Raw genomic sequence first — 8,805 nt, 5'->3', positions numbered from 1 at the left:
GACGCCGGCGGGCGCGGCGGGCCGCCGCGGACCACGGTCGGCGGCAGTGCGGTTTGCGGCCCGTAGGGCGCGACCGCGCGCTCGTCATAGGCGGGCGCCATGCCATAGGCGTCAGGGGCGGGCATGAAGCGGATGATCCGCCCGTCGCGGGCGTCGATCACCAGCCGGCCATCGTCGCCGTTTCTGTCGATCACCGCGATGGTGTAGACGCTGCCGCGCAGGCGCGGAATGCCGAGGGGCGAGAAGCCGTTCTCGCGCAGCACGGCGTAAACCTCGGTCGGCGGCAACAGGGCCAGCGCCGGGCCGCGCTCCTCGTAGCCATAACCGTAGCGCGGCGGCGGGGCGGCTTCCGGCGGCGCATAGGGCCCGTCGAAATCCGAGACCGCGATGACGGCCCCTCTGGCGATACCGCTCGCGGGAACCTGGGCCTGCCCCGCACTGGCACCCAGCGCCAGCACGGCGGCGGCCACACATCCTGTGAAAAACTTCATGATCCAGACGCTCCTGTCAGGCCCTCCGGTGGCCGCCCTCTTTCGCTTCTCGCGGCGTGGCGCGCCTTCCGAAGGGTTGATCCGAAGCTTCATTTGGGATTTCGGCGCCGCCGGGGCCGGATCAGGGCCTGTTTGCCTCAAAACCGGGGCTGCGCAACTTTTGGAAAGCGATCGATTGACTTCTGCGGAATCGGGACTTCCGCGCGCTTGTGTGCTAGACAAAAATTTGGCAAGGTGATGGTTAGGACAGGAAGACTGTCTCAATTTTGCCTGCGGTTCCGGCATAGGGATTGCAGCGAGAACTGGTGCTCTCGAGCGCCGGCAAGGTAACAGGCAAAGCCGTTCTCGGGGACGAAGAACGCCTAGGCCTGAATTTAAGAAAATGCGGCTCGCAGAGGACGAGCGGTGGCCCAGGAGCGGGTGCCGCGGGACGCCCAAGGTGCGCCGAAGATGGCGGTGAGGCAGCTTGCCGCATGGAGAGGACAGGAACAATGAACGGGTCGCAATTCGAGCGCGCAAACATCGTGGCAGAAGAGCTGTCGGCGACGGTCGCCTCGAAAACGACCGATCCGATCACCTCACCGATTCAAGAGCACAATTCGCGCCCCAGAGCCGAAGGCCTGTACGATCCGAGCCTGGAGAAGGACTCTTGCGGCGTCGGCTTCATCGCCAACATCAAGGGCAAGAAGTCGCACGAGATCGTCTCGGACGCGCTGAGCATCCTCTGCAACCTCGAGCATCGCGGCGCCGTCGGCGCCGACCCGCGCGCGGGTGACGGCGCCGGCATTCTGGTGCAGATCCCGCACGCCTTCTTCAGCCGTAAGGCCTCCGAACTCGGCTTCAAGTTGCCGGCGCCCGGCGAATACGCCATCGGCGCGTTGTTCATGCCGCGCGACACCGCCTGGCGCAACGTCATCAAGAGCATCGTCGCCGACCAGATCAAGGAAGAGGGCCTGACCCTGCTCGGCTGGCGCGACGTGCCGACCGACAATTCCTCGCTGGGCGTCACCGTGAAGCCGACCGAGCCCGCCTGCATGCAGGTGTTCATCGGCCGCAACGGCACCGCCAAGACCGAGGACGAGTTCGAGCGCCGGCTCTACATCCTGCGCAAGTCGATCTCGCAGGCGATCTACCAACGCCGCGACCGCGGCCTCGCCGGCTATTACCCGTGCTCGATGTCCTGCCGCACCGTGATCTACAAGGGCATGTTCCTCGCCGACCAGCTCGGCAAGTACTATCCCGATCTGCACGAGGCTGACTTCGAGAGCGCGCTCGCGCTCGTGCACCAGCGCTTCTCGACCAACACCTTCCCGGCCTGGTCGCTGGCGCATCCCTACCGCATGATCGCGCATAACGGCGAGATCAACACGCTGCGCGGCAACGTCAACTGGATGGCGGCACGCCAGGCTTCGGTCAGCTCCGAGCTCTACGGCAAGGACATCAACCGGCTCTGGCCGATCTCCTATGAGGGACAGTCGGACACCGCCTGCTTCGACAACGCGCTCGAATTCCTGGTGCAGGGCGGCTACTCGCTGCCGCACGCCGTGATGATGATGATCCCGGAGGCGTGGGCCGGCAATCCCTTGATGGATGAGAAGCGCCGCGCCTTCTACGAATATCATGCCGCGCTGATGGAGCCGTGGGACGGCCCCGCCGCGATCGCCTTCACCGACGGCCGCCAGATCGGCGCCACGCTCGACCGCAACGGCCTCAGGCCCGCGCGCTATCTCGTCACCAAGGACGATCGCATCGTCATGGCGTCCGAGATGGGCGTGCTGACGATCCCAGAGGACCAGATCATCACCAAGTGGCGGCTGCAGCCGGGCAAGATGCTGCTGGTCGACCTCGAGCAAGGCCGCCTGATCCCGGACGACGAGATCAAGGCTTCGCTCGCCGCCAGCCATCCCTACAAGGAGTGGCTGGAGCGGACCCAGATCGTGCTGGAAGACCTTCCGAAGGTGCCGACGACAGGCGTGCGCTCCAACCTGTCGCTGCTCGACCGCCAGCAGGCGTTCGGCTACAGCCAGGAAGACATCACCATCCTGATGACGCCGATGGCGGCCACGGGCGAGGAAGCCGCGGGCTCGATGGGCAACGACACGCCGATTTCGGCGCTGTCGGACAAGGCCAAGCCGCTGTTCACCTACTTCAAGCAGAACTTCGCGCAGGTCACCAACCCGCCGATCGACCCGATCCGCGAAGAGCTGGTGATGAGCCTCGTCTCTATCATCGGGCCGCGGCCGAACCTGTTCGACCTGCAGGGCATGGCCACGACCAAGCGCCTCGAAGTGCGCCAGCCGATCCTGACCGACGCGGACCTGGAAAAGATCCGCTCGATCTCGGAGGTGGCGGAGTCGCACTTCAAGTCGCGCACGCTGGACACCACCTTCCACGCCGGTCTCGGCGCGGCGGGCATGGACCAGGTGCTCGACGAGCTCTGCGCGCGCGCCGAAAGCGCGGTGCGCGAGGGCGTCAACATCATCATCCTGTCCGACCGCATGGTCGGCACCGACCGCGTGCCGATCCCATCGCTGCTCGCCTGCGCCGCCGTGCATCATCACCTGATCCGCACCGGCCTGCGCACCTCGGTCGGCCTCGTCGTCGAATCCGGCGAGCCGCGCGAAGTGCATCACTTCGCCTGCCTTGCCGGCTACGGCGCCGAAGCGATCAATCCGTACCTCGCGTTCGAGACCATCACCGCGATGAAGGACCGCCTGCCCGGCTCGCTCGACGACTATGAGATCGTCAAGCGCTACATCAAGTCGATCGGCAAGGGCCTGCTCAAGGTGATGTCCAAGATGGGCATCTCGACCTACCAGTCCTATTGCGGCGCGCAGATCTTCGACGCGGTCGGCCTCAAGGCCGACTTCGTCGCCAAGTTCTTCGCCGGCACGCACACCCGCGTCGAGGGCGTCGGCCTTGGGGAGATCGCGGAAGAAGCCGTGCGCCGCCATGCCGACGCGTTCGGCGAGGCGCAGGTCTACAAGACCGCGCTCGATGTCGGCGGCGAATATGCCTATCGCAGCCGCGGCGAGGACCATGCGTGGACCGCGGAGTCTGTGTCGCTGCTGCAGCACGCCGCGCGCGGCAATTCGCAGGAGCGCTACCGCGCCTTCGCCAAGATCCTCAACGAGCAGTCGGAGCGCCTGTTGACGCTGCGCGGCCTGTTCCGGATCAAGAACGCGGAGGAAGAAAAGCGCAAGCCGATCCCGCTCGACCAGGTCGAGCCGGCCAAGGAGATCGTCAAGCGTTTCGCCACCGGTGCGATGAGCTTCGGCTCGATCTCGCGCGAGGCGCACACCACGCTCGCGATCGCCATGAACCGGATCGGCGGCAAGTCGAACACCGGCGAAGGCGGCGAGGAAGCCGACCGCTTCAAGCCGATGCCGAACGGCGATTCCATGCGTTCGGCGATCAAGCAGGTCGCCTCGGGCCGCTTCGGCGTCACGACGGAGTATCTCGTCAACTCCGACATGATGCAGATCAAGATGGCGCAGGGTGCCAAGCCCGGCGAAGGTGGCCAGCTGCCCGGCCACAAGGTCGACGCGACCATCGCAAGAGTCCGGCACTCGACGCCGGGCGTCGGCCTGATCTCGCCGCCGCCGCACCACGACATCTACTCGATCGAGGACCTGGCGCAGCTCATCTACGACCTCAAGAACGTCAACCCGACGGGCGACGTCTCGGTCAAGCTCGTCTCGGAGATCGGCGTCGGCACTGTGGCCGCGGGCGTTGCCAAGGCGCGCGCCGACCATGTCACCATCGCGGGCTTCGAGGGCGGCACGGGTGCTTCGCCGCTGACCTCGATCAAGCATGCGGGATCGCCGTGGGAAATCGGGCTCGCCGAAACCCACCAGACCCTGGTGCGCGAGCGGCTGCGCAGCCGCATCGTGGTCCAGGTCGACGGCGGCTTCCGCACCGGCCGTGACGTCGTGATCGGCGCGCTGCTGGGCGCCGACGAGTTCGGCTTCGCCACCGCGCCGCTGATTGCGGCCGGCTGCATCATGATGCGCAAGTGCCACCTCAACACCTGCCCGGTCGGCGTCGCGACCCAGGACCCCGTCCTGCGCAAGCGCTTCACCGGCCAGCCCGAGCACGTGATCAACTACTTCTTCTTCGTCGCGGAGGAAGTCCGCGAGATCATGGCTTCGCTCGGCTTCCGCACCTTCAACGAGATGGTCGGCCAGGTGCAGCTGCTCGACCAGACCAAGCTGGTCGCGCATTGGAAGGCCAAGGGGCTCGACTTCTCCAAGCTCTTCGTCAAGCAGAAGGAAGAGAAGGGCCAGAAGATCTATCACTCCGAGCGCCAGAACCATCATCTGGAGGCGGTGCTCGACCGCACGCTGATCGAGAAGGCGCAGGCAGCGCTCGACCGCGGCGCGCCGGTGAAGATCGAGGCCGCCATCAACAGCACCAACCGCTCCGCAGGCGCGATGCTGTCCGGCGCGGTCGCCAAGATCTACGGCCATGCCGGCCTGCCGCACGACACGATCCATGTCAGCCTCACGGGCACCGCAGGTCAGGCCTTCGGCGCCTGGCTCGCCCACGGCGTCACCTTCGAGCTCGAAGGTGAAGGCAACGACTATGTCGGCAAGGGCCTCTCGGGCGGCAAGATCATCGTCAAGCCGCCGAGGAACTCGGCCATCGTGCCGGAAGAGAGCATCATCGTCGGCAACACCGTGATGTACGGCGCGATCGAGGGCGAGTGCTACTTCCGTGGCATCGCCGGCGAGCGTTTTGCCGTGCGTAACTCGGGCGCGGTCGCCGTGGTCGAGGGCGCGGGCGATCATTGCTGCGAATACATGACCGGCGGCATCGTGGTCGTGCTCGGCAAGACCGGGCGCAACTTCGCGGCCGGCATGTCCGGCGGTATCGCCTACGTGCTCGACGAGGCCGGCGACTTCGACAAGCTGTGCAACCTCAGCATGGTCGAGCTCGAGCCGGTGCTGTCGGAGGAGCTGATCAACGCCGGCACCTATCACCATGCCGGCGACCTCGAGGCGCATGGCCGGGTCGACGTGTTCAGGAACCTGCTCGCCTCCGACGTCGAGCGGCTGCACGTCCTGATCTCGCGCCACGCCAAAGCCACCGGCTCCAAGCGCGCCGCCGACATCCTTGCCAATTGGAAGGACTGGCTGCCCAAATTCCGCAAGGTGATGCCGGTCGAGTACCGGCGCGCGCTGCGCGAGATGGCGGCCAACGCGGACGCCGAGCCGAAAATCGCGATCGGGGCGTAAGGCATTACACCTCGTCATTGCGAGCGAAGCGAAGCAATCCAGAATCTCTCCGCGGAAAAAAGACTGGATTGCTTCGTCGCTTCGCTCCTCGCAATGACGGTGAGGAAACAACAAGACGAATTTAAGCGGCAGGGACTTCGGGTTTAATGGGCAAGATCACGGGTTTTCTGGAAATCGAACGGCACGACCGCAAGTACACCCCGGTCGCCGAGCGCGTGAAGCATTACAAGGAATTCGTCGTTCCGCTCTCCGAGAAGGAGGTGCGCGACCAGGCCGCGCGCTGCATGAATTGCGGCATTCCCTATTGCCACGGCACCGGCTCGGTCGCGCCGGGCACGCCGGGCTGTCCGGTCAACAACCAGATTCCCGACTGGAACGACCTCGTCTACCAGGGCAATTGGGAAGAAGCCTCGCGCAACCTGCATTCGACCAACAATTTCCCGGAGTTCACGGGGCGCATTTGCCCGGCGCCGTGCGAGGCGTCCTGCACGCTCAACATCGACGACAACCCCGTCACCATCAAGACCATCGAATGCGCGATCGTCGATCGCGCCTGGGACAATGGCTGGCTCCAGCCGGAAGTCGCGACTGTGAAGACCGGCAAGAAAGTCGCGGTGATCGGCTCGGGTCCGGCCGGCATGGCCTGTGCGCAGCAGCTGGCGCGCGCCGGCCACGACGTCCACCTCTACGAGAAGTACGCCAAGGCCGGCGGCCTGCTGCGCTACGGCATTCCCGACTTCAAGATGGAGAAGGGCGTCATCGACCGCCGCGTGGCGCAGATGGAAGCTGAAGGCGTCACCTTCCACTACAACAGCCATGTCGGCGCTGAGGGCAACGTCGATCCGCGCGAGATGCTCAACGAGTACGACGCCGTGGCGCTGACCGGCGGTGCGGAAGCCCCGCGCGACCTGCCGATCCCCGGCCGCGAGCTCGCCGGCATCCACTACGCCATGGACTTCCTGCCGCAGCAGAACCGCCGCGTCTCCGAGGAGCCGCTCGGCGGCGTCCAGGAAATCCTGGCCAGCGGCAAACATGTCGTCGTCATCGGCGGCGGCGACACCGGTTCGGACTGCATCGGTACCTCGCTGCGCCAGGGCGCGCTGTCGGTGACCCAACTCGAGATCATGCCCGCTCCCCCTGAGCGCGAGAACAAGGGCCTGACCTGGCCGAACTGGCCGCTGAAGATGCGGACCTCCTCGAGCCAGGCCGAAGGCGCGGTGCGCGAATACGCCGTGCTGACCCAGAAGTTCTCGGGCGAGAACGGCCAGGTCAAGAAGCTGCACTGCGTCCGCGTCGACGACAAGTTCAAGCCGATCGCCGGCACCGAGTTCGAGCTCGACGCCGAGCTCGTCCTGCTCGCGATGGGCTTCGTCCATCCCGTGCACGAGGGCCTCTTGAAGCTGCTCGCGGTCGAGCTCGACCCCCGCGGCAACGTCAAGGCCAACACGCTCGACTACCAGACCTCACGCCCGAACGTGTTCACCGCCGGCGACATGCGCCGCGGGCAATCGCTGGTGGTCTGGGCGATCCGCGAGGGCCGGCTGTGCGCCCGGTCGATCGACACGTTTTTGATGGGGAAGACGGATCTGCCGCGGTAGGCGACCCGGTCATTCCGGGGCGCGCCACTTGGCGCGAGCCCGGAATCCATCAGGCCGCAAGGGTGGTGGACAAATGGATTCCGGGCTCGCGCTGCGCGCGCCCCGGAATGACGAGCGAAGAGAGCCACGCCCGCACGGCATCTCGCCCCGACGTGGGCCGATGGCCGCGCTAATTCTGCAACCTCACCCCAAGCAGCACCACCGTACCCTGCGAGCTCGATCCCGCCAGGTTCGAATGCAGGATGTCGTGGCGCAGCGTCCCCTTCACCCAAATGTTGCGGTTGAGCTTGTAGATCAAATTGCTTTCGAACGAGTAGGTCTTGTCGTTGCGGTTCTGGCCCTGGTAGTCGAGCGTGCCGTAGGTGAACTTGCCGACCGCGGTGAGCCAGCGGCGGAAATCGTGGTCGACTTCGGCCGAGTAGGTGCGCACCAGGACGCCGGATGAGCCGGGGACCGTGGTCTCCGAGATCTGCGTGTCGGTGAAGAACTTCACCGTGGTGAGGCCGCTGGCGCTCCAGATCAGGGAGCCCGTGGTGAGGAAGCCCGCGAGCTGGCTGAGGCGCGGGTCGGTGTAGCTGCGCGCGGAATAGCCGACCGAGATCTCGCCCGTGAGGATGCGCGAGAACTCGAAGGACGAGCCGACCTTGGCATAGCCGCCGTTGGAATCGCGGAAATACCCGTTGCGGTCGGCGGCCTGGTCGTGGACGCGCCTGTCGCCCTGGATCTCGACGAAGGGCTTCAGGCCCGGCTTGAGGTCGTAGGAGAAGCGGCCGACGCCGCCATATTGGTTGAAGTTGCGGTCGTCGTTGCTGAAGGTCGAGCCGTCGGTGAGCTTGGAATCGGTGTAGGCGGTGCGATCGATGGTGGCGCCGGCCGCGACCTGGAAGCGGTTGAAGGTCTGGTCGAAGCCGAGCGTCGTGCCATAGGCGGCGTAGACCGGATATCTCTGCAGGCCGGCCTGCACATTGGGGCTGCCGGGATTGTCGGTGGCGAGCCGCAGGCGCAGCTGCGAGGTCAGCTTGAAATCGCGGGTGACGTCGAGGCGGCCATCGACATGGCCGTTGAAATCGGGACGATTGGCCTCGACCGGCGACGGCGAGGCCAAGCCGTTGATCGTCGCCGGCATGTCCTTGGTGTAGCCCGAGAACGAGCCACGCAGATCGGCGACCAGCGCGTGGCGCTCCCAATCCGACACCACGAGCAGATCGGGCGCGATGACATAGGCCGGCGAGCCGACGGGCCTGTTGAGGCGCGTCGGATTGCTGTCGTAGCCGGCGGAGAGTTCGAGCCCGCCCTTGATCAGGAAGCTGCCGGCGTAATCGCCGACCGCGCCGAACGGATCGTCATCGGCCCTGAGGCGGCGGCGCAGCGGCTGGCCGGGCACGTTGCCCGCCATCGCCGCCGGCACCGGGACCTTGTGCGCGGTCTCGGAGGGCGGTGGCGCGATGCGCGGCGGGCCCAGCGTCGTGGCCGGCGTTG

At 66.1% G+C, this 8,805-nt stretch carries 3 protein-coding genes and 1 pseudogene; 2 read left to right on the top strand and 2 right to left on the bottom strand.

The features are described 5' to 3' along the window. Window positions 1-491, bottom strand: a pseudogene (locus XF30_RS08165) (hypothetical protein); the annotation flags it as partial. Window positions 492-982: 491 nt separating this feature from the next. Between XF30_RS08165 and gltB the strand changes: the two are divergent. Both gltB and XF30_RS08155 read left to right on the top strand, forming a co-directional pair. Continuing rightward, entirely contained in the window at window positions 983-5,728 is a 4,746-nt protein-coding gene (gene gltB / locus XF30_RS08160) for a glutamate synthase large subunit (RefSeq protein WP_109142388.1), read from the top strand. A gap of 146 nt (window positions 5,729-5,874) precedes the next feature. Further along, on the top strand, window positions 5,875-7,326 hold the full coding sequence (locus XF30_RS08155) for a glutamate synthase subunit beta (protein WP_109142387.1): 1,452 nt from the start codon (window positions 5,875-5,877) through the stop codon (window positions 7,324-7,326). A gap of 169 nt (window positions 7,327-7,495) precedes the next feature. Here the strand turns inward: XF30_RS08155 and XF30_RS08150 are convergent. Continuing rightward, a partial coding sequence (locus XF30_RS08150; protein ID WP_109142386.1) for an outer membrane beta-barrel protein occupies window positions 7,496-8,805 on the bottom strand: 1,310 nt, incomplete at its 5' end.

This window comes from Bradyrhizobium sp. SUTN9-2 (assembly GCF_003122645.1).
Lineage (GTDB): Bacteria > Pseudomonadota > Alphaproteobacteria > Rhizobiales > Xanthobacteraceae > Bradyrhizobium > Bradyrhizobium yuanmingense.
This window is presented reverse-complemented; position numbering and strand designations above follow the sequence as displayed.

Coding starts and splice junctions, on each gene's coding strand:
- gltB (WP_109142388.1), top strand. CDS start 983: ATGAACGGGTCGCAATTCGAGCGCGCAAACATCGTGGCAGAAGAGCTG.
- XF30_RS08155 (WP_109142387.1), top strand. CDS start 5,875: ATGGGCAAGATCACGGGTTTTCTGGAAATCGAACGGCACGACCGCAAG.